At 29.7% G+C, this 21,911-nt stretch carries 17 protein-coding genes; 7 read left to right on the top strand and 10 right to left on the bottom strand.

What is annotated here, in order from left to right; all coding sequences use genetic code 11:
* Positions 1-7 precede the first annotated feature (7 nt).
* The 7 genes from FIA58_RS20335 to FIA58_RS20305 form a co-directional block, all read right to left on the bottom strand.
* On the bottom strand, positions 8-2,860 hold the full coding sequence (locus FIA58_RS20335) for a CHAT domain-containing protein (RefSeq protein WP_140964539.1): 2,853 nt from the start codon (positions 2,858-2,860) through the stop codon (positions 8-10).
* A gap of 11 nt (positions 2,861-2,871) precedes the next feature.
* A complete protein-coding gene (locus tag FIA58_RS20330; protein WP_140964538.1) occupies positions 2,872-3,615 on the bottom strand; it encodes a hypothetical protein in 744 nt (247 codons plus the stop codon).
* 188 nt (positions 3,616-3,803) lie between these two features.
* Positions 3,804-5,627, bottom strand: a complete 1,824-nt coding sequence (locus FIA58_RS20325; RefSeq protein WP_140964537.1) for a hypothetical protein — start codon at positions 5,625-5,627, stop codon at positions 3,804-3,806.
* A 90-nt stretch (positions 5,628-5,717) separates the two neighbouring features.
* Positions 5,718-7,610 carry a tetratricopeptide repeat-containing sensor histidine kinase gene (locus FIA58_RS20320; RefSeq protein WP_140964536.1) on the bottom strand — a complete coding sequence of 631 codons (1,893 nt, stop codon included), beginning with the start codon at positions 7,608-7,610 and terminating at the stop codon, positions 5,718-5,720.
* Between the two features lie 277 nt (positions 7,611-7,887).
* Complete coding sequence (locus FIA58_RS20315) at positions 7,888-8,961, bottom strand: hypothetical protein (RefSeq protein ID WP_140964535.1); 1,074 nt, start codon at positions 8,959-8,961, stop codon at positions 7,888-7,890.
* A gap of 81 nt (positions 8,962-9,042) precedes the next feature.
* Positions 9,043-9,993 carry a GSCFA domain-containing protein gene (locus tag FIA58_RS20310; RefSeq protein WP_140964534.1) on the bottom strand — a complete coding sequence of 317 codons (951 nt, stop codon included), beginning with the start codon at positions 9,991-9,993 and terminating at the stop codon, positions 9,043-9,045.
* 113 nt (positions 9,994-10,106) lie between these two features.
* Positions 10,107-10,886, bottom strand: a complete 780-nt coding sequence (locus tag FIA58_RS20305; RefSeq protein ID WP_140964533.1) for a hypothetical protein — start codon at positions 10,884-10,886, stop codon at positions 10,107-10,109.
* Positions 10,887-11,018: 132 nt separating this feature from the next.
* Here FIA58_RS20305 and FIA58_RS20300 point away from each other — a divergent pair, with 132 nt between their 5' ends.
* Positions 11,019-11,360: a RidA family protein gene (locus FIA58_RS20300; RefSeq protein ID WP_140964532.1), complete on the top strand. Its 342-nt coding sequence runs from the start codon at positions 11,019-11,021 to the stop codon at positions 11,358-11,360.
* A 53-nt stretch (positions 11,361-11,413) separates the two neighbouring features.
* Here FIA58_RS20300 and FIA58_RS20295 read toward each other — a convergent pair whose 3' ends face one another.
* Positions 11,414-11,908 carry a hypothetical protein gene (locus FIA58_RS20295; protein WP_140964531.1) on the bottom strand — a complete coding sequence of 165 codons (495 nt, stop codon included), beginning with the start codon at positions 11,906-11,908 and terminating at the stop codon, positions 11,414-11,416.
* A gap of 13 nt (positions 11,909-11,921) precedes the next feature.
* Entirely contained in the window at positions 11,922-14,558 is a 2,637-nt protein-coding gene (gene alaS, locus FIA58_RS20290) for an alanine--tRNA ligase (protein WP_140964530.1), read from the bottom strand.
* A gap of 209 nt (positions 14,559-14,767) precedes the next feature.
* On the opposite strand from alaS, the gene FIA58_RS20285 reads away from it, so the two are divergent.
* From FIA58_RS20285 to FIA58_RS20260, 6 genes are all read left to right on the top strand, one after another.
* Positions 14,768-15,745: a M23 family metallopeptidase gene (locus tag FIA58_RS20285; RefSeq protein ID WP_140964529.1), complete on the top strand. Its 978-nt coding sequence runs from the start codon at positions 14,768-14,770 to the stop codon at positions 15,743-15,745.
* Positions 15,746-15,827: 82 nt separating this feature from the next.
* A complete protein-coding gene (locus tag FIA58_RS20280) occupies positions 15,828-16,160 on the top strand; it encodes a MerR family transcriptional regulator (protein ID WP_140964528.1) in 333 nt (110 codons plus the stop codon).
* Between the two features lie 11 nt (positions 16,161-16,171).
* Positions 16,172-16,765, top strand: a complete 594-nt coding sequence (locus FIA58_RS20275; protein WP_140964527.1) for a LemA family protein — start codon at positions 16,172-16,174, stop codon at positions 16,763-16,765.
* Positions 16,766-16,772: 7 nt separating this feature from the next.
* Positions 16,773-17,210: a TPM domain-containing protein gene (locus FIA58_RS20270; RefSeq protein WP_140964526.1), complete on the top strand. Its 438-nt coding sequence runs from the start codon at positions 16,773-16,775 to the stop codon at positions 17,208-17,210.
* On the top strand, positions 17,210-18,010 hold the full coding sequence (locus FIA58_RS20265) for a TPM domain-containing protein (protein ID WP_165928967.1): 801 nt from the start codon (positions 17,210-17,212) through the stop codon (positions 18,008-18,010). Before FIA58_RS20270 ends, FIA58_RS20265 begins: the two co-directional genes overlap by 1 nt.
* Positions 18,011-18,166: 156 nt before the next feature.
* Positions 18,167-19,054 (top strand): hypothetical protein, encoded by an 888-nt coding sequence (locus FIA58_RS20260; protein ID WP_140964524.1) that lies wholly within the window; start codon positions 18,167-18,169, stop codon positions 19,052-19,054.
* 54 nt (positions 19,055-19,108) lie between these two features.
* Here the strand turns inward: FIA58_RS20260 and FIA58_RS20255 are convergent, their stop codons facing one another.
* Positions 19,109-21,889, bottom strand: a complete 2,781-nt coding sequence (locus tag FIA58_RS20255) for an outer membrane beta-barrel protein (RefSeq protein ID WP_140964523.1) — start codon at positions 21,887-21,889, stop codon at positions 19,109-19,111.
* Positions 21,890-21,911 lie beyond the last annotated feature (22 nt).

The following is a 21,911-nucleotide window of genomic DNA, read 5'->3' as shown; positions in this document are numbered from 1 at the left end:
ACCGTTTCTATCTTCCGTTGTATAAAAAAGGAGCCCAGAATTTAGGTGATTTTACATTCTCCCCAAAATCTCCATTTATAAAAGCTCTTTTAATATCATTCAAAACTACGTTTGCTTTTGCATTATTTTGAATGATATTTTTGAATAACAATTGCATAGTTAAAGCTGTGCTAGCATCATCCACTGACCAAAGGGATAACATAGTACTATTTGAACCTGCAACTAAGAAAGAAGTATTTAATCCATTGATACCTTCTCCACCATATAATTTACCAACACCAGTACTGCAAGCACTTAAAATAGTTAAGTTGGCATTTAGATTTAATTTTGCTATTTCTGGAGCCAATAAAAAAGTATCTTCTTTGCCATCACCTCCATTTGGTTGTGAAAACATAACACCACTAAACTCTGGAATTACATCTCCTGTAAAACCGTGAGTGGATATGATAAGGTTTTTATATTGTTTTAATTCCCCAGAAAGATTGGCTTTTTTGAAGTTACTTTCTGTCATATTTTGACCAGTAATCACTTTGGCATCATTTGAAAGTGTGCCAATATATTGTACTTCTTTCAAAGTGCCTTCTAAATATTTGGCCCCACCAAAACCAATGGCTTCTAATTCTGGTTTGAAGTTATAAATGCCTTGACTTAGTTTTTTGGACACAGCATCTGAAATTTGGTAAAAATCGTCTATGGTTCTAACAGTTGCTTTTACATTTCCTGAAGGTTGATATTGTGCTCCTCCATAAGCTATAACTGATTTTCTATCCTCACTATAATTTCTATTTGCAACCATTTTCCAAACGGTTACATTTGGAATATAACGTACATTATTCGTACTTACAAAGTATTGGTTTTTTGGATTTATAAAGGCTTCAAAAGGCAAATAATTTAATTCAGACGAAGCACTTATGATGACATTTTTGTATTGTGCCGTCAAATCTTGAACTGGAAGTAAAACTAAGTTGTACCAAAAATGAAGAAAATCGGCTTGTGGTTTTTGATATTCTGGCTTAGTTGAGTTTTCCAAAACATCTCTTGTCCATTGCACTAAAGTAAGCAAATCTTCTTTTTTAAAATTGGATTCCTTATTAGCATATCGAATCAATTTACCATTTTCATAATCAACATTATAATCTTGCATATAAGGATTCAAATCAGAAGGCACTTTTTTTATTCTATCGGTATAGGTCTTTTTGATAGTAATTAAGTTATCAATTGGATAATTATATCTGATTTCAGCTTTGTTTTTTGTAATGGCAGTTATGATAATTTCCCCTGGTTTTCCAATACTATAAGTCAATAATAACTCATCGTCTTTAAGCATGTTTTGTGCGTCTTTCACATTGGCAACAACCGAATTATTTTTTAACAACTCTTTTAAATAGCCACTTCTTGTTCGTTCTTGTAAATCAAATAATTTATCCGTTTGATTGGTTTCTTTATAACATAGAATCAAACCCGTATAGGCTCCTGAAACATTATTCATGTACTCTAATTTCTGTTTGGCATTCAACTCTTTTTTAATATTTTCCGCCAAAGCGATACTTTTTTCAAATTCAATAATGGCATTTCTGTAGTCTTTTCTGATGTAAAGAATAAAAGCCATATTATTGTAAAGATTTTGTGCATCTATATATTTTTTATCTTTTAAATAATTTTGAGCCAATTCTTCATTGATTTTTGATGCATCTGTGTATAAACCTTGCTTCACTTTTACCATGGCATAATTCTCATTTACTTCATTGGTAAGATTTTCATCGTTAACTGTTTTAGCTAAATTGTAAGCTCTGGTTATATATTCAGTCCCTTTTGCCATTTCTGATTGCTGTCCTTCCGTGAAATAATATACACCAAGAGAACTATAGGCTTTTACTCTAAAATAATCGTTATCGATATTTTTTGCGGTTTGTTCCAACTGAAAAGCCGTTTGCAATTTTTCGTCATTTTTATCTCCTAGCATTTTTAGTACTAAAATTTTATGCATTTGCATGTTTGCCAAAGCTAATGAAGCATAAGGCAATTTGGCATATTCGGCTAGTGCTTCATTTATGGTTACCAATGCTCCTCTACTATTGTAAGAATTATTCTTTATAACAGATAAAAAGTACAAAGCATAACTTCTTTTGCTATACAAAGCAGGATCGTTTTTACTAATTTCTATAAAATTTTCAAATTGCTTAATACTTTCATTGGCATTACCACCATAATAATAAGTAACAGCTTTTAGTAATGGCAACATTTTTTGAAACAAAGGATTGGCATTTTTCATGCTTGAAAACTGAGCAAATTGAGTATCTAAGTTTTCACATTCTGTTCCTGAAGTTAATATCCCATACACACAATTATCAAGGTTTAAAGCTTTATTAACATCAACTGTTTTAGCTTGATAGTAAGCAAGCCATTGTTTTTTTAAAACGGATAAATCTTTTTTTGTGAAAGACTCAATCTTTTCAATATCTTCCACTATATCTTTTGCCTCTTGAAAAGTACTTAATTGCATGGCCCATTCTAAATTTTTCAATGCATTAGCCGTATTTCCTTTGAGACAATCAATATAAGCTTGTGTATAATAAGGATATTGCATTAAAGGTTGAATATTCATAGCCTGAGTAGTACTGGCTTGAGCTTGGTTTAAATCACCTTTGAGAATTTGGTAATACGAATTGAGATAAAAGCCAGCAAACTCATCTGAAAAATAGGTTATCAAACCTTCACTTCCTGCTTTCATTTTCACTAAATCATTCGTTTTATAACCGTCTATATAGTTGTTATAATAATCGTCAAAGGTTTTTTGTGACCAAGCATTTGAAACACTAACTAAAAGTAAAATCACTGCAAATTTTATCCAATTCTTCATAACACTATTTTTTAAAGACTCATTTTTAGTTCTGCATTATCATAATATCCTTTTTCGGTAACAGTTCCATTTGCATCTAATTTAAAGCCTAAACCTTCTTGATTATTTTTATGCCAAGCACCTACATAAATACTTTTGTTAGGAAAAAAATAAACACCAAATTCTTTTCGTTCTCCTTGAATGCATTGTCCGTAATAAGAACCACCTGCATCCCAAACTTGAATAATAGGAAAAGCCTTTCTATTGTATGCAAAATATCCTAAAGCTATAGAACCCTTATATTGATCTATTCCAAAACCTTCTAAGACTGATTCTGGTCTTTTTGTATAATAATCAAAATCGTGATTAACCGTATATCCGTTTGGGTCTTCAATTCCTTTTTTAAATTGTTTGGTCCAAGCCACTTTGCCATTTGCCATTTTAAAAGCAGGTCCATCCATGATATTATTTCTGTAAGTATATAGAGTAATTTCACCCGTATTACTATTCATAATAATTGTGGTTCCATCCATGTCATGATCTTTATTGTAATTAGAATAAGTTCTTATCCCAGCTGCGTCTATATTCAATTGTGGACCAACTGGCAAATCGTCCATTCTAAAACCAATGCTTACATTTCCTTTATCATCAGTAGTGTTTACAAAAGAAATTAATCCTTTATCTACGTCTTTTTTCTTGACTTGTTTTCCGTAATCAATTTGTGAGAAACTTAAAGAAGTAATTAGTAAACTAATAAAAAGTAGGGCTTTTTTCATGACTTATAATTTTAATATTTATACTAGTAAAATTACTTTTGCAAAAGGAGTTTTGAAATGGGGCAATTGCCTTATATTACAATTGAGCTTTTAGATAGATTTTTTTTGCAGTAGGTAAGTATCTAAATTTATTATTTTACTTTATTGAATAATAGTGATTCTTTTTTTTAGTTAGGCTTTACTAGAGTTTAAAAAACTATTTCTCGGAAGACTCTCACACTGTTATCCACTTTTTTATTTCCAGTACCATTGCAAATAGGACAAGGAATGGTTTTATAATCATCAAATACTGTTTTTTCATGAGTATACGTTTGTTTTGTTTTGGTTGTATAATAAGTCGTGATGTATTCCCCTTTTACAACTCGTGTATCATACTTATACCCTGGAACTTCTCTAACTTCGTCAATCTTTTTATAGGTTTTTACATATTTTGTTGGTGGACAACCAATAGTCACATATCCTTTGTTTATATAGGTTAAATACACTGGTCCAGAATCTTTGTTGAGATATACTTCTTTTCCATCATTTTCAATAACTATGGCTTTTCTATTTAAATCTATCCTTTTAATTAAATAATTATAACCTAACCTTTCAACATGAACTTCATCTGTACCTTTTATTTGATTTAAATCAATTTTACCAATAATATTTTCTTTATATAAAACAAAATTCTCTCTTTTAATCCAATCGACACCTTCTATTTTATTTTTAGACCAAAAATTTAATGTAGGTTGATTGTCATTTTCTATGTTAATATCTCTTCCTTTAATCAATTTTCCTCCTTTAAAAATTCCGGCTTGTGCAACAACTTTTTCTGAAATAGATGAAGAGTTGTTGTCAAAATATTGATTTTCAGTAATAGGTTTGTTATAAAACGTTTTCATTTCACATCTGTAACCCAAACCCTCTAATTTTCCATTTTTAAAAAAACCAAGTTCTATAAAATGAGAGTCACCTAAACGGATGGAATCTTTCGAAATAAAATTAACTCCGTAACCATTCAACGTGTTTATATTCTTGTTTCTATAGACACCAAAATTAGTTCTGCATGTTGTCACTATATCGGCATAAAATTGGACTTTAGGATTTTTGATGAAACCTATAGTGTTTTCCAAATTATTCATAAGAACATCAAATTGAGGTTGTTCTTCTGCCTTTGCAGGTACACTCATCTCTATCTGATTGTCGACTACCAAAACCCATTCGTACTTTCCTTCAAATTCTCTAAAAAGTACAGAGGCATTACCTGCTGATTTTTGCATTGGAAATAAATATCCTGTAAAACTGCCGAATTTTTGAGAATCGTAAGTGCCTATAGTTGCAAATCCTGAATATCTATCTCCATTTTCAAGTAAAATAGTCGAAATTTCTTTACTTTGAGGAGCAATTATAAAATGATCAAAAGGATCTTTCCCATAAAATGAATTGGTATATAAATAGCCATATTTTTCGTTATATACGTCTGGTGCTTTGTCATCTTTATACGTATTGATTATAAAGTTATAGTTGGTATTGCTTTTTTGAGAGATTACTTTTTGCGTTATTTGATCTTCATTTAGTTCTTTATGAAATAAATAACTTCCATCTTCATTGTATATCGTAGGAAAATTTTTTAATTTAAATTCTTCAATATCTTTTAGGCCACAAAAAATTTGATTATTAGATAGATAAAACAAATCTGAGCTGGGTTCTATTTTAAAATAGTTGCGATTATTTTTAAATTTGACTTTCCCAGAGCAATATAATTTTATTCCATTTATTTCGAATTCAATTTTAGCATAATTTTTATTATTTTTTATTTGTAAATAGGAATTTCCATCTGCTAAAATTGATTTTGCATACTTAGACGATAACTCATCATATTTATGTATGAGCTGATAAACGGGAGCTGTATAGGGTTGGTAATATTTATAAAAAATCGGTTCCTCTAATGGAAAACTTCTAAACTTATTTTGCGCTAACAAACTAAAAGGTAAAATGGTTACGAAAAGTAAAAAAGTAAAGTATTTCATGACATTAAATTTATTAAACAAACCTAGCTCCGTTTATTTAAAAAATAAATACGTCAATTGCCTTATATTTTACTACTTGAATTTTTAAAATTATTCTAAATTAAACTTCAAACTTACTTTTGTTCCAGGTTCTAATGATTCAATTGAAAAAGTAGCATCGATTTCAGCAGCTCTCTTTTGCATACTTGATAATCCATTTCCAGATTCGGTAATGGTTGCATCGAATCCAGTTCCATTATCAATAATTGCAATTTCTATGATTTCTCCTATCACTTCAAAATTGACCACAATTTTAGTGGCTTGAGCATGTTTAATAGCATTATTAACTGCTTCCTGAATGATTCGATAAACATCAATTCCTTGTAAAGAATTTAGAGAAATACAATCTGAACTCTCAGGATAATTAAATTCAAAAGAAATGCCTAATAAAGATGTTTTTGCTGCTTCAATAAAGTTAGTCGTTCTTGTTTTTAAATCTTCAAAAGTAATAGCTTCTTTATTCATTGCCCAAATCGTATCACGCAAATCGGTAATAGTAGAACGGGTAAAAGTTCCAATGGAATCGAATTTTGTGTACAACTTGTCTTTGGTAAACTCAAAATATTTCAAATTATCTAAAGAGGAAATGATAAAAGTTAATTGGGAACCAATGTTATCATGTAAATCTTTAGAAATAGCCAAGCGTTGCTCTTGCAAATTATTTTGATTTTCGATGCTAATCAAAGCTTGTTTTAGTTCGTTTTCTTTTATGATTTGTTTGTTTTTCAAGCGTTGTTGTTTGTAGATTAAGTAAGTAAATAGTCCTAAAACTAGTATTCCCAGTGACAACAATAAAATGGTTGTATTTCTTTTTTTCTCAATAATCTCTTTTTCAAGTAAGAGTCGTTCTTTTTTATCTGTTTCATAGATAATTTCATATTCAGCAGTGGCTTTTTCTTTTTTTTCACTGGTCATTTTTTTATAATATTTCAATGACTCTTTCTTTGCTTCTAGTGCTTTTTGAGGTTGGTTACTTTTTTCATAAATATCAGACAATAACGTATATGAAGTGTAAAGGTTCACAGCAAAATCTTTCTCTTCAAAAAGAGCTACCCCCTTTTTTGCATAAGCTTCTGCTGTTGTGTAATCGTTCTTTAACATTGCCCAATTACTTAAATTGGCATACGAATCAGCAATATGTGTTTTATTACCTAATTTAATATCAATGGCTAAACATTGTTCGAAGTAAAATTTGGCACTATCTAATTGGTTACTGTACAAATAACAATTGGCTTTGTTACTCAAAAAAGTAACTTTATAAAATTCTGAATGGATGGAATCTGAAAGTTTCATTCCTTCCTTATCTAATGCCAAAGCACTTTCAAAATCATTACTCATGCCGTAAACATTTGCTAATGATTGTGATGCTTTTAAATACACATAATTAGTCTTTTTATTTTCTAACAATTTAGTGGCTTTTAACAAATTCTCTTTAGCCTTTTCTAAATCACCTTTATTCAAATAAATCTCACCCATTTCAGCATACGAATTGGCAATTTGTTCAATATCCTTTAATTGTTCATATTGTTTGATTGCTTCTAAATGAGTTGCAATTGCTAAATCATATTCATTGGCTCCTTTTAATAAAAATCCTTTTTGGTATAAGGCATACGCATGAATAGGATTGTTTTTTGACACTAAGTTTATAGCTTCGTCAATTTCTTTTTTAGCTAATTCATTATAGGTTTTTCTTCTATAATCTATTGATTTAAAAATTTTAGCTATCGCCTTTACTTCTGGATTTTTACTGTTTTCATATTTTAATAATTGTTCTGTAAAATAATCTAAAGAGTCTCTTCTAACTTTTAAATTTTCTTTCGTTTTTTCGTAAATGATATAAGCTGTAGCATCTATTCTTTTATCTATTTTATTAGTGGAGTTATCTTTTTGATTACAAGCAAATAGTTGAAATAAAAATAAAAAAAGTAAATATCTATACTGCATATCAATTTATTTTAAAGGTTGACTTGTTCTTTTAAATTTATCTAAAAATAACAAAAAAGTCAGATTTGTAATACCAAATACTATTAATAAATTACTATTAAAAAATATCAAATTATATAGTCAAATAAGGTTGTGTCAGTAAAAAAATGAAAAATGATTATTTATGTATTGGTTAACTATTCGCAAGTTTTCATCCTCATTTTTTTAAGTACCAAATGCTATTATAAATATAAAATAGGGATTTACATCCCTATTTTATAATAACAAACAAAACAAATTATTTAAACTCACTAGAAAAGGCATCTAAATGGTATTTCAAAAATTCTTTTCCAGCTTTTACAACTCCTTCATTGTATTTTTTAGTATCTATAGGGATAATTGTTGTCTTAGCTGATGACTTATTTTCGGCTTCATAATATTTTCCAAAATAAGTATCAGTTCCTACAAAATCCACAGCCCCTTTTGCATAACTTTGAATTACTTTTTCATCAATTACATTATTGATTATTAAATCTTTTTTTAAGGTGCCTGTGTATACCGATTCTGCACTACCACCAATTGCATATTTACCACAAACAAACTGAATACTATTAATTCCTGTAGCATATTCTACTTTCTTTCTAAAAGCAATCCCTTTATCATTACTTTTTGCTGAAACTGCTTCATTCGCCACTAAACTCAACTGTGTCTTAATTTTAATGTTAGCAGCATTTCCTTGAAAAGCATATAAATCTTTCATAAAGAACACATACAAATCCACATCAACAACAATGGCATCTTCCATTTCTTTTGATAAAGTTTGGAGTGTTTTATCCATTGCTGCAAATTTGTTTCCAAAAAATTTGCCTGCTTTTGTTTGCTCTTTGTAATAAAAAGTATAATCTTCTGGATAAGCTGTAATGATACCTGGCATTTCTGAAACTTCAAGTTTTGGTCCACTTGCCTTTGTCCATCCTTTATATGTATCTGTTTTTCCTGCTACATCTGCACTTAATATTTCAAATCCTTTACTTTTTAAATCACTTACAAAATCTTGATATAAAGTATTTGTAATGGTTTGAAAATCATTTTCACTCAAACTTCCTAAACCTACCATTAACTCAGCAGTTGCATCTCCTCGAACCCCTTTGTCTCGAAATAATGAACCTCCTTTTTTGGTTTTCTCTTTTTCGTTAAACAATTGATAGTTAATCGAAAAATTAGAAATATAAATTTTCTTTGATTTTGAATTTAGTTTTCCAAGTCCAAAAGTATCGTCTTTTGGTTTAAATTCGCCAAGTTCTTGTGCTGATACATTTTGGATAAATAATAGAACCACAAAAAGTAAAAATGAAGTTAATTTTGTTTTCATAAGGTATTGTTTATAATGATTAACAATACAAAATTGTAGAAAACTAGCTAGTTAATCAATACGGCAATTGCCCTATTTCATTTAAAATTGAACAAAGGGGAATTGGTCTTGAAGTAATTGTATTTTTTTATGAAGGTTCATAAGAAATTTTTTATGACTTTCAGAATTAGGATTAAAAGGTCGATGTGCTAATGCTTTTTGAATTGCTTCTATTTCATCCATAGTTTGAAATACCTCTTCAAAAATAACACTTTCTTTAAAACGTTGCCAAATATAATCGATAGCCACTTGATTAGGATGTAACATATCTTCCGCATAAAATCGGTAATCTCGAAGTTCGTCAAGTAAAATTTCGTAAGAAGGAAAATAATTAATGGTTGATGGTTGATAATTAATGATTTTATGAATGGCACTAATTAAATGCGCTTTACTAATAGTGTTTTCTACAAAACCATCTTTTATATGTCTCACTGGTGAAACAGTAAAAATAAATTTCACACCTTTATTTATTTGGTGTACCAATGCAACAATATTTGTGATACTTTTTTCTATGGTTTCCACCAAAAGTAATTCTTTGGTAAACTGTTTTTGTGGTACTTTATGACAATTAGCAACAATTTCACCAGAATCAATATTTCTGTAAACCCAAGAAGTTCCTAGCGTAATAATTACATGTGTAGATTCTAGAATTTGATGACTTAAAAATGCTACAATACTATTTAATCTCTTAAGAAAAACTTCTTTATTTGGATTTGAAAGTTCGGAATGCACTTCATAACAATGCCATAAATCATTATGATAAAAAACATCTTTCTCTGTAAATTGAATTCCATTTACTATTCTGTTTACCAATTTTTCAATAGAAACAACATTAAAAATAATTCCAAAAGGATTGGTTGTTGTTTGGAATTTATAATACTGGAATTTAGCTCCTATATTTTCGGTAAAACAAGATCCTAAAGACAAAATTTTAGAATTGTAATCTATTGGGTTATTGCTTTTTGAAATGGGAATTTTTGTTGTGAATTGCATCTAAAGGAATGTGTCAATTTGAAAATATGTCTATGATTCAATTATTTTCAAAAGTAATAATAAAAAAGAAACCCAAAACGAATCGTTTTGGGTTTCTTTTTTATACTCTTCTCTTAATTATAGAAATATTGAGCATTTACAGTTGCTTCAGTAGGACTATTTTTAAAAACAAACTCTGCAGTTACTGGATAGTTGTTTGAATCATAAGTATATGTGCCCCATAACCCAATATTGGTATTTACTGCTAAAGATACATAATTACTACTTGCTCCATAAAACTCATAATCACCCATATGTGCATCTAAAATAATAGCATTATTCAATCCTATAACATTTTTAAAAGGACTATTTTTACCATCATGTATTCCAATGTAAGTACCATTAGAATTTTCAATTTTACTTATCTCTCCATTTGTCAAATAATAAACCGAATCATAAGTTATTGTTGGAACTGTAGTACTTCCTATACTACGATGAAAATTCTTTACCGTAATTGTGCCGTTCGAATTATAGGTATAAAGATTTACATCTTCAAAATCATCTAAAATATCTCTAAATTTGTAATCTACTAATTGACTAGTTGAATTATAAGTAAAAATCTCTTCATATACCAGTACATTAGTTAAATCATACGTTTCAATTTTTGTTAACAACTCATTACTGTATGTGTATTCATCACGACCATTATCATGTGTTACAGTTGTAATTTTATTACCATTATATGAAAAATTATAAGTAGAATTGTAATAACTATCATCATCTTCATCAGTAGATGTTAAAATCATTTTTTTAACTAGAACTGAAGAAGAAGTCTCTTCAGAAGGGGAATCATCTTTTGAACATGAAGTAAAAACTAAAGCTATTATGCTCAAGGTTGTAAGAATTTTTTTCATTTTATACTTTATTGGGTTAATTCGCAAAGAAAATAAAAAAAAACTACTTAAGATAAGTAAATTTGACAAACTACTTAATTTTTAACATACTTAAAAAAATGGCTGCATTTTCTAAAGAATACCTCAATCCAAATGAAGGTTTTCACAAACAGTAGTTGTTACAGCGGGAAACATAAAAACGCTATTTCAGTTCAAATTGGAGATGGGAAAAATTTAGAAGAACAAACTATCGCTACATTTAAAAATTTAGAACACGAATTAAAAAACGGTAATGCTTCTTTTAAAGATGTAGTAAAAATGAACACCTACATTGTAAATTTCACTCCAGAAATAGACTTACCAATTTTTAGAAAAGTTCGAAAAGATTTTTTAGGTAAAGATAACTATCCAGCAAGTACTTTAGTAGGCATTCAAGCCTTAGGTAAAAAAGAATGGCTCATTGAAATTGAAGCGATTGCTGTTGTGGAAATTTAAAAAACCTCTTAATTACTTAATTAAGAGGTTTTACTATAAAAATAAATTTTTCATTATAGCTTTTTCTTTTTCTTCAATTCTTTCTCTTTCTTTTTTGCTTCAAGTTCTTTTTTTGTTTCTTGAATCGTTTTTTTTAATGCTACTATTTTTTTTGAAGAAACTGTTATTTTTTGAGTGACTTTATCAATCTTATTATTTATTTTATCTAATTCCTTATTTAGCTTCTCTTTCTTTTTAACCTTATCAATTTCAGATAAATTATTTTCACTCTCAAGAATTAGTAACTGATTATTTTGTTCTTCTAATTGTTGCGATAATTTTTCTTTTTTAATTTTAGCATTAAAAACTTTAGTTTCTTCTTTTTCCAATTTCTCTTCATTTGTTACCACTTTGTTTTGCATCATGCGCATCATTTGTTGCTGTTGCATCATTTGATTTTGTTGACTCATCATCTGATTATTAATCTGACTAGTAGAAGGTGGTGATGGGAAACGTTGTGCATTTCCTAAAAAAGGCAATACTAATAATAGGGCTAAAATAAATTTCATAAATTACTTTTTATTACTTCACAAAATCAACTGATTTCTCCAAAGCCTCTTTAATTCCATTTACATTTTTTCCACCAGCAGTTGCGAAGAACGGTTGTCCTCCTCCTCCACCTTGAATGTATTTTCCTAATTCACGAACCACTTGTCCTGCATTTAATCCTTTGTTAGCTACTAATTCTTTGGAAATATAGCACGTTAACATAGGCTTTTCATCAGCTGCAGTGGCTAAAACTAAGAACAAATTAGTTTCATTATTCCCTAATTCGTAAGCCAAATCTTTTGCTCCATTGGCATCTAAATCCACTTGGGTTGCTAAAAACTTCACTCCATTTACTTCTTCAATTTGAGCTACCAATTCGCCTTTTAATCCTTTTGCTTTATCTTTTAATAATTGTTCTACTTGTTTTTTCAATTTCGCATTTTCTTCTTGTAAAGAACCTACAGCCTTTAAAACATCTTGTGGATTTTTTAGCGTTTCCTTAATTTCTACTAAAGTGCTTTCTTGATTCGCAAAGAAATCTTTCACAGCATCACCAGTTATTGCTTCTATACGTCGAATTCCAGCAGCAACAGCACCTTCAGAAATGATTTTAAAATGCCAAATATCTGCTGTGTTTGACACGTGAATTCCTCCACACAACTCCATAGAATCACCAAATTTTATGGCACGAACGTTATCTCCATATTTTTCTCCAAACAAAGCCATTGCTCCTTCGTCTAAAGCTTGCTGGATAGGAATACTTCTTCTTTCAATTAGTGGCAATTGTTCTTGAATTCTTTGGTTTACAAAATCTTCTACTTGTTTCAATTCTTCCTCTGTTACTTTCGCAAAATGAGAGAAGTCAAATCGTAAATAATTTGGATTCACCAATGATCCTTTTTGCTCTACATGTGTTCCTAAAACAGTACGCAAAGCCAAATGCATCAAATGCGTAGCTGAGTGATTTTTTGATGATGAAGTTCTTAAATCTGTATTTACTTTGGCTACAAAACTAGCTTCCAAGTTCTCTGGCAACTGCTTTGTAATGTGCAATATTAAATTATTCTCTTTTTTAGTGTCTATAATTTCAATCTTCTCATTTGCAGAAACTAAAGTTCCTCTATCACCTACTTGTCCTCCTCCTTCTGGATAAAAGGGAGTGTTATCTAAAACAATTTGGTACAAAACGCCATCTTTTTTAGAATCTACTTTACGAATACGCGTGATTTTAACTTCATTTTCAGTTTGGTCATAACCAACAAATGTTTCTACATTTCCAGGAATTAAAACCGACCAATCTTCAGTTGACACTTCTGATGCGGCTCTTGAACGTGCTTTTTGCTTTTGTAATTCAACTTCAAATCCTTTTTCGTCTAAAGAATACCCTTTTTCTTTTAAAATTAAAGCGGTTAAGTCCTTTGGAAAACCAAAAGTATCATATAATTCAAATGCTTTTGCACCTAAAACTTCCTTTCCATTTGTTTCAGCAATAACAGTATCTAATAATTGTAATCCTTGTTCTAAAGTTCGTAAAAAAGAAGCTTCTTCTTCACGAATTACATTAGTAACTAAAACTTGTTGTTTCTTAATTTCAGGGAAAAACTCGCCCATTTGATTTGCCAAAATAGCTACTAATTCATAGATAAATGGTTCTTTGGTATCCAAAAAAGTAAATCCATAACGAATAGCACGACGTAAAATCCTACGAATTACATAACCTGCACCTGTATTGGAAGGCAACTGTCCGTCAGCAATAGCAAAAGCGACAGCTCTTACGTGATCAACAATTACACGAATCGCAATATTGGTTTTATTTTGTTCCTCTGATATATTTTTAACTTCGTTTGAAGTGTATTTTAATCCTGTAATTTGTTCTACTTTTTCAATAAGTGGTGTAAAAACATCGGTATCATAATTAGAAGTCACGCCTTGCATGGCCATACACAAACGTTCAAATCCCATTCCAGTATCTACGTGTTGTGCTGGTAATTTTTCTAAAGAACCATCTGCTTTACGATTGAATTCCATAAAGACATTGTTCCAAATTTCCACTACTTGAGGATGATCTGCATTTACTAAATCACGCCCTGAAACTGCTTTTCTTTCTTCCTCAGTTCGCAAATCAATATGAATTTCAGAACAAGGTCCGCAAGGTCCTTGGTCACCCATTTCCCAAAAATTATCTTTTTTGTTCCCCAAAATAATTCGGTCTTCTGGTACAAATTGTTTCCAAATATCAAATGCTTCTTGATCGAAAGGTACATTTTCAGCTTCATTTCCTTCAAAAACGGATACATACAAACGGTCTTTATCTAATTTTAAGACTTCTGTTAGAAATTCCCAAGCCCAAGGCAACGCTTCTTTTTTGAAATAATCTCCAAAAGACCAGTTTCCAAGCATTTCAAACATGGTATGGTGATAGGTATCAAAACCTACATCTTCTAAATCATTATGTTTTCCTGAAACACGAAGACATTTTTGAGTGTCGGCTATACGATTACTTTTAGGGGTTCCATTTCCTAAAAAATATTCTTTGAATTGAGCCATACCTGAGTTATTAAACATCAAGGTTGGATCGTCTTTTAACACAATAGGTGCTGAAGGAACAATTAAATGTCCTTTACTTTCAAAGAATTGTAAATACGCTTTGCGAATGTCTTGTGATTTCATTAAAAATATTTTAATTGTTTTTAGGCATTACTTCTGTTTTGCCTTTGTCATTAAAAATCAAATAGATGTATTCTATTTTAAACCTTATTATATAAAAAATCAAAAAGTTTCGTTATAAAAAACAGATTAGAATGAAACATTTTTTAATTTTGTTCGTATAACTAATGTATACACCTATTAATTTGGTGCAAAAATAGTAATTTTAAAACATGTCTAAAGTAAAATATTATTACGATTCTGAAAATTTAGCATATAAAAGGATAAAACCGCAACGTCGTAAAAAATTTGGATATGCATTTCTATTCTTGTTAGCTTCCGCTTTATTTGGTTTTTTATGTCTTATACTATTAATAAATACGCCTTATTTTGAAACACCTAAAGACAAATTATTAACTAGTGAATTAGAGTCTATGAAGCTAAATTACAAGCTTCTTAACAAGAAAATGGATCTAATGAACGAAGTTTTAGGAGCTATAGAGGATCGGGACAATAATATTTACAGAATCTATTTCAACACATCTCCAATTAAAGAAGAAGAAAGAAAAGCAGGTTTTGGAGGTGTAAATCGCTATAAAATGTTGGAAGGTTTTGATAATTCAGAACTGGTAGTTAATACAACTAAAAGAGTAGATCAATTGACAAAAGAATTAGTGATACAATCTAAGTCTTTGGATGAAATTATTATTTTGGCTAAACAAAAAGAAAAACTATTAGCTGCAATTCCAGCCATTCAACCAGTTAAAAATGAAGATTTAAAACGTATGGCATCCGGATTTGGATATCGAAGTGATCCTTTTACAAAGATTAGAAAGTTCCATTACGGAATGGATTTTACTTCTCCAACAGGAACTCCTGTTTATGCTACTGGTGATGGAGTAGTTTTAAAAGCCGATAACTCACTTTCAGGATACGGAAATCATATTGAAGTAAATCACGGTTATGGCTATGTAACTTTGTATGCTCATTTAAGCAAATACAATTGTACTCCTGGACAAAAAGTAAAAAGAGGTGACATAATTGGCTATGTAGGAAGTACGGGGCGTAGTGAAGCACCTCATTTACATTATGAAGTAATTAAAAATGGAGAAAAAGTAAATCCGATTAATTTTTATTATGGAAGTATTTCTGCTGAAGAATACATTGCTATATCAAATTTAGCTACCCAGGAGAATCAATCTTTAGATTAATGTTATAATGTGTAAGTTATCAATTTAGTTATGCTTTCTAAATACAATAAGTATTTGAAATTAATTTAGAATTAAAACAAGTATGTACATCGATTTACCAAAAGATAAGTTATATTACAACATTGGTGAGCTAGCAAAGGCTTTCGATGTCAATGCTTCCTTAATTCGATTTTGGGAAAAAGAATTTGATATTTTAAAACCCAAGAAGAATGCCAAAGGAAATCGGAAATTCACTCCTGAAGATGTAAAGAATCTACAACTTATTTTTCATCTAGTTAAAGAAAGAGGGTTTACTTTAGAAGGAGCTAAAACACATTTGAAAGAAAATCAAAAGAAGACATTAGACAAGTTTGACATTATTAGAAAATTAGAAAACGTAAAAACGCAATTATTAAATATTAAAAATCAACTTTAAAAACTAAAATTATGAAAAAATTCTTACCGTGGATAATTATTGGAGGCCTAGTTTTAATAGGTATATTTTGGTATATCAGTGTAAAAAACGGTGCTGTTACTGTTAATGAAAATGTAAAGAAATCATGGGGAAATGTAGAAACCTCTTATCAAAGAAGAAATGATTTAATTGGTAACTTAGTTAAAACAGTTAAAGGTGCTGCTGATTTTGAAAAATCTACGTTAGAAGCAGTAGTTAATGCTAGAGCAAAAGCAACTTCTGTTACTATTGACCCAACTAATATTACTCCTGAACAATTGGCAGCATTTAATCAGGCTCAAAGTGGTGTAAGTTCTGCATTATCAAGATTATTGGTTACTGTAGAAAGATATCCTGATTTAAAAGCCAATCAAAATTTCTTAAAATTACAAGACGAATTAGCTAGTACAGAAAATCAAATTCTAACCGCTAGAACTCGATTTAATGAATCTGTTGAAGTTTACAACAACTATGTATTAAAAATGCCAAGAAGTCTAGTTTTATCTGATTATAAAGAAAAAGCTTATTTTGATGCTGTTGCTGGAGCTGAAAAACCAGTTGATGTAGAATTTGATTTTGGAAAATAATAATAAAATGTCAAAAACAGAAGATTTCTTAACAACAAGTGAAGAACAAGAAATTGTTCAAGCTATTGTTGCAGCAGAAAAAGACACTTCAGGTGAGATAAGAGTCCATATTGAAGATCATTCAGAAAAACCCCCTCTTGAAAGAGCTCAGGAGGTTTTTTTATCTTTAAACATGGCCAATACTAAAGATAGGAATGGTGTCTTATTTTATGTAGGAGTGGCTAACAAGCATTTTGCTATCCTTGGTGATGAAGGTATCAACAAGGTAGTAGGAGCTGATTTTTGGAATTCAACAAAAGATATAGTTATAGAAAATTTCAAAAGCAATAAAAACAAAGAAGGATTAGTAAAAGGAATTATTGAAGCTGGCAAAAGGTTAAAAAATTACTTTCCTTACCAATCTGACGACACCAATGAGTTACCTAATGAAATTTCAAAAGGATAATGATACAATTTATATTTAAATCAATGAAATATCTTTTAGTGATAGCCTTATTTCTTTTACACACTTTAGGCTTTGCACAATTTGATATTCCCAAAAAACCTTCCTTTCAAACTTCAATTTATGATTATGCTGATGTATTGAATGAAAGAGAAGAAAGTCAACTAGAAAATAAACTCGTACAATTCTCAGATTCTACCTCTACACAAATCGTTATTGTTACTATTGATGATTTAAAGGGAGAAAGCATCGGAATTTTAGCTCCTAAATGGGCACAAGAATGGGGAATTGGTCAAGCCAAAGAAGATAATGGAGTTATTGTTTTGTTATCGAAAAATGACAGGGAAATTTGGATTTCACCTGGATATGGCTTAGAAAATAAACTTACAGCTGGTATTACTGGAGAACTTGTTCGTAATGTAATCATTCCAGAATTCAAAGCTGGTAGTTATTATAAAGGGCTTGACAAAGGAACAACTGCTATTTTTGAGATTATAAAAGGAACCTATAAAGGAACTAGAAAAGGTAAAAATAGCGGAAGTGGATTTCCAATACTAATCTTTTTTATCATTTTTATCATCATAATGATTATTATTTCAAAAGGAAAGAATAATGGTCGTAACGGCGGTTCTGGAGGATTTGGCTCAAATTTAATGGATGTAATCATTTTAAGCAGTCTTGGTCGCGGTAGCGGTGGAGGAAGTTTTGGTGGTGGTTCTTCTGGAGGATTTGGAGGCGGTGGCTTCGGTGGAGGATTTGGTGGTGGTGGTTTCTCTGGAGGAGGAGCTGGTGGAAGTTGGTAAACTAAAATAAACACCTATAATAATACATAAAACTAAACACCTTTTTTAAGAAGGTGTTTTTTTATTAGGAACATAATTGCTTTTTTTGTAGTAAATTATTTATAAATAACGATATTTGTGCACTTTAACTAAAATCAAGCACTAAAATATCAAGAAATGAAGAAATTGTTATTAATCTACATTCTAATCCTATTTTTACCATCCTCCTTACAGTCACAAGAACTAATTAATGGAAATTTAAATAGTAACTGCATTGGCAATGGTTTTACAGCTCCAACTTGTGTCTCTGATTGGTATGCTAGTCATGGAACTCCTAATATAGAAGGAAATATTACTAAAAACACATGGGCCTCTTTAACTTCTACAAAAGACAAAATAGAAGGTGTTTTTACGAATTATGAATTCCTCTCAGGAAAAAGCTACCGAATTTCTTTTAAGATGAAAATTACAACTTCTATTAACGCTGCCGATAAAATACTTGCAAGTGCTAATGTGAGAACATCAAATGAACTAAACGCTAATTTTCAAAGCCAAAACCCTCCATTACCAAATAAAAGTGAGTTAGTTTGGACAAAAAACATAACAAAAGGTAATCCAAATTGGGAAAACATCTCTATTTCCTACACTCCTAAAGAAAATAATTCACAGTTATGGTTCTATACATCTCTTAAATCACAATTAAGTACCTCAGAAAACAAATATGTTCAATTTGAGATTGATGATATAAGCATTAGTACTTCTGGGCAAAAAAGAGTAACTACTACTGAAAAAAATGAAAGTAATTTAAATCAAGATGCTTTAGAATATATTTTCCCAAAAGTGGTTCAAAGAAATGATTATTTGAATGTTAGAATTAATTCTGGAGAGGTAAGGGAAATACAAATTATTGATTTAGCAGGTAGTATCTTTAAAAATCAATTTACTATTTTAAATAAAAATTACATCAATTTAAAACTAAAAAAAGATATTTATGAAGGTAATTATATTGTAAAGATCATTAAAAAAGACAATTCAACAATAACAAAGAATTTGACCATTAAATAGTATAAAATAAGGTACTCAATTGAGTACCTTATTTTATACTATTTAGTAATAATCTTAATGGATAATTATTCTATTATTATCTTTCTTTTTACCAAATTTCTCCAACTTGTACGTTAGTGAAAACATAACATATTGTTGCAATACAGTATTTTCTTCATCTGTAATCGCTGTCGGTGTAATAGTTCTAGTAGCATTTACATTTTGGTTTAACAAATCATACACCTTCACTTTTGCTAATAATTGATCTTTAAAGAAATTATAACCTAAACTTACATTCCATAGGTAAAAATCTTTTTGAAAACCATTTGCAATATTTGAATTATAGGTATACCCAAAATCATTCCCTAAAACTACATTTTTAGGCCAATATGTTGTTGCTTCAATTTTAAAATTATGTCTGAATGTATTGGTTTTATCAATCACATAGTTTTCAAAAGCTGTTTCATTATAGGTATATCTATAAGAAGGAGCAATGGTAACTAAATCATCAATTGACCAAGAAAGATTAACTCTTGGGTTTAGCTGAATTCCTTTTGCTTTATACAATTCCGCATTGGTCAAACCTTGATTAAAATCGTAATTCATCCCAATTCCAAAGCCATATTTAAAAGTTCTTTTTTCTTTTTTTAGAGATTTACTAAAGCTAAAACCAGTAAAAAGATTATACGTTTGATCTATATTTTGATACGTAGTATTTGCTTTAAAATCGGAATCATATACTGTAGAACTTACGATTTGATTTCTTCTTAAATTTCCACCAAAATAAGTATATAAACCTGATCGAGTAGCATAATCATAATTGTTATAATTCATGTATAAATTATGGGTTTCTACGGGTTTTAAAAAAGCATTTCCTATAATAGTATTCAAAGGGTTTGCAAGGTTTTCAAAAGGCAATAATTGTTCTGCAGAGGGCAAATTCACATTATAAGTATATCTACTGTAAATGGACTTTGATTTTGCCAATTTATAACTCAAATAAGCCGTTACATTCGGATACATATAATTATTCTTTATCGTTGTTTGATTTCCCAAATAAATAGATTGATTATCATAATTTAAAAAATCAGTTCCTAAATCAAGATTAAATCTATACTTCTTCTTTGTAATATTTATTCCAACTGATCCATTGAAAGTATTATTTCTAGAAGTGATTTCATTAGACAACAAATCATTAAAATTTGAATAATCATTCGTAAAAGAATCAAAATCGAATGTTTGCTTACTATTTCTATTTTTTTGAGTTTTAAATGAGGTTTCAAAAGTCAACTTCAAAGAATCTGTTATTGGTTCAGAATAGCCCACTTCAAATCGAATCATATCCATTTTATTGGTATCAAAACGATTTTGATTCCTACTATCATTTGGTGTTCCTGACTGATAAAAAACAGTATTTGTAACAGTATTTAAATTGGACTCATTATTGCTGTTTTCGTTATCTACAGTTAAACTAAATCCTCTCCCTTTTCGTTTTAATTTTTTATATAAATATAAATTATTGGCAAAGTTAGATCGATCATCTTGTTGGAAATTATTGGTTGTGTTCTCATTCAACAAATCATTCGTGCTATCAAAAGAAGTAGCCTTACTAGTATAGTTATCCAATGTTTTATTCTTTGAAAAATTTGGAGACACATACAAAGTTGTCGTAGAATCTATTTTTATTTCAAAATCAAAATTAATTGAATTTCCAGTAACATCTGTTTTAGAATTAGACTCTGAATTAGTACTTGTATTTCCAGTGGGTAATAAATTAGTTCTGCTCGTTCTATTTCTATTTTCTGAAATAGCGTTTGAGAAATAATAACTTCCATTTGGATCTACCTTTTTATTAAACCATTCATCAGAAAAATTAATTCCAACCATATTAGATTTCGTAATTCCTGAATTGCCACCAAAACGCATTCCATTAATACCGAAGCTTCCATTACTATTAACATAAATCGATTGGTTGCGACCACCACCCATATTATCAAAAATTTCATCCATGGAAAATCCAACCGAGTTGATATTATTAGACGATCCTAGAACACTTATTTTTCGTGTATCTTTAAAATAATTGAATAACAAACTCGATTCATATCTGTCATCAGAACCATAACCAGCCGTTGCTTTCCCAAATAGTCCTTTATTTTTATCTTCTTGAATCGTTAAATTAATCGTACTTGTATTATCCGAAGCAGCCTGACCAGATAATTCTTCTTTTTTGGTCTTCGTATCAGTCACTTGTACTTTGTCAATCATTTCAGCAGGAAGATTCTGAGTAACAATTTTTCCATCTTTACCAAAGAAAGGTTTTCCGTTTACCAAAATATTATTGACTTCCTTACCATTTACCGTAATTTTTCCATCCGTATCAATTTCTACACCTGGTAATTGCTTTAAAAGTTTCTCCACATTCGCATCTGGTCCTACTTTAAAAGAAGAAGCATTAAACTCTAAAGTATCCGTTTTTACAGAAATAGGTGGAATTTCCGATTGAACAATTACTTCATTTAAAGTCGAAACATTTTCTTTTAAATTGATTAACCCTAAATCATACTCTCTGTCAATTGAAGGAAACTGTTTCTTGAAATCCAAATAACCATAGTAGGAAACTTTAAGTTTTACTGGATAATCTATGGCTTTTATTTTAAAATTAAAATTTCCGTTTTTATCAGAAATAGTATAATCAACCACTGTAGAATCGCTCACTTTTGAAAAATAAATAGTAGCTGATTCTAAAGGTAATTTTGAGCTTTCGTCTACCAGTTTTCCACTAACAGAAAACGTGTTTTGGCTAAAACTAATAACTGTAAAACAGAAAAAAACGAATAAAAAGTAAATTTTGTTCATAAAAAAATCGCGATTAATAACT

Source organism: Flavobacterium jejuense, assembly GCF_006491595.2.
Classification (GTDB): Bacteria; Bacteroidota; Bacteroidia; order Flavobacteriales; family Flavobacteriaceae; genus Flavobacterium; species Flavobacterium jejuense.
Note: the sequence above shows the minus strand (reverse complement) of the source record. Positions and strands in the feature narration are given on the sequence as shown.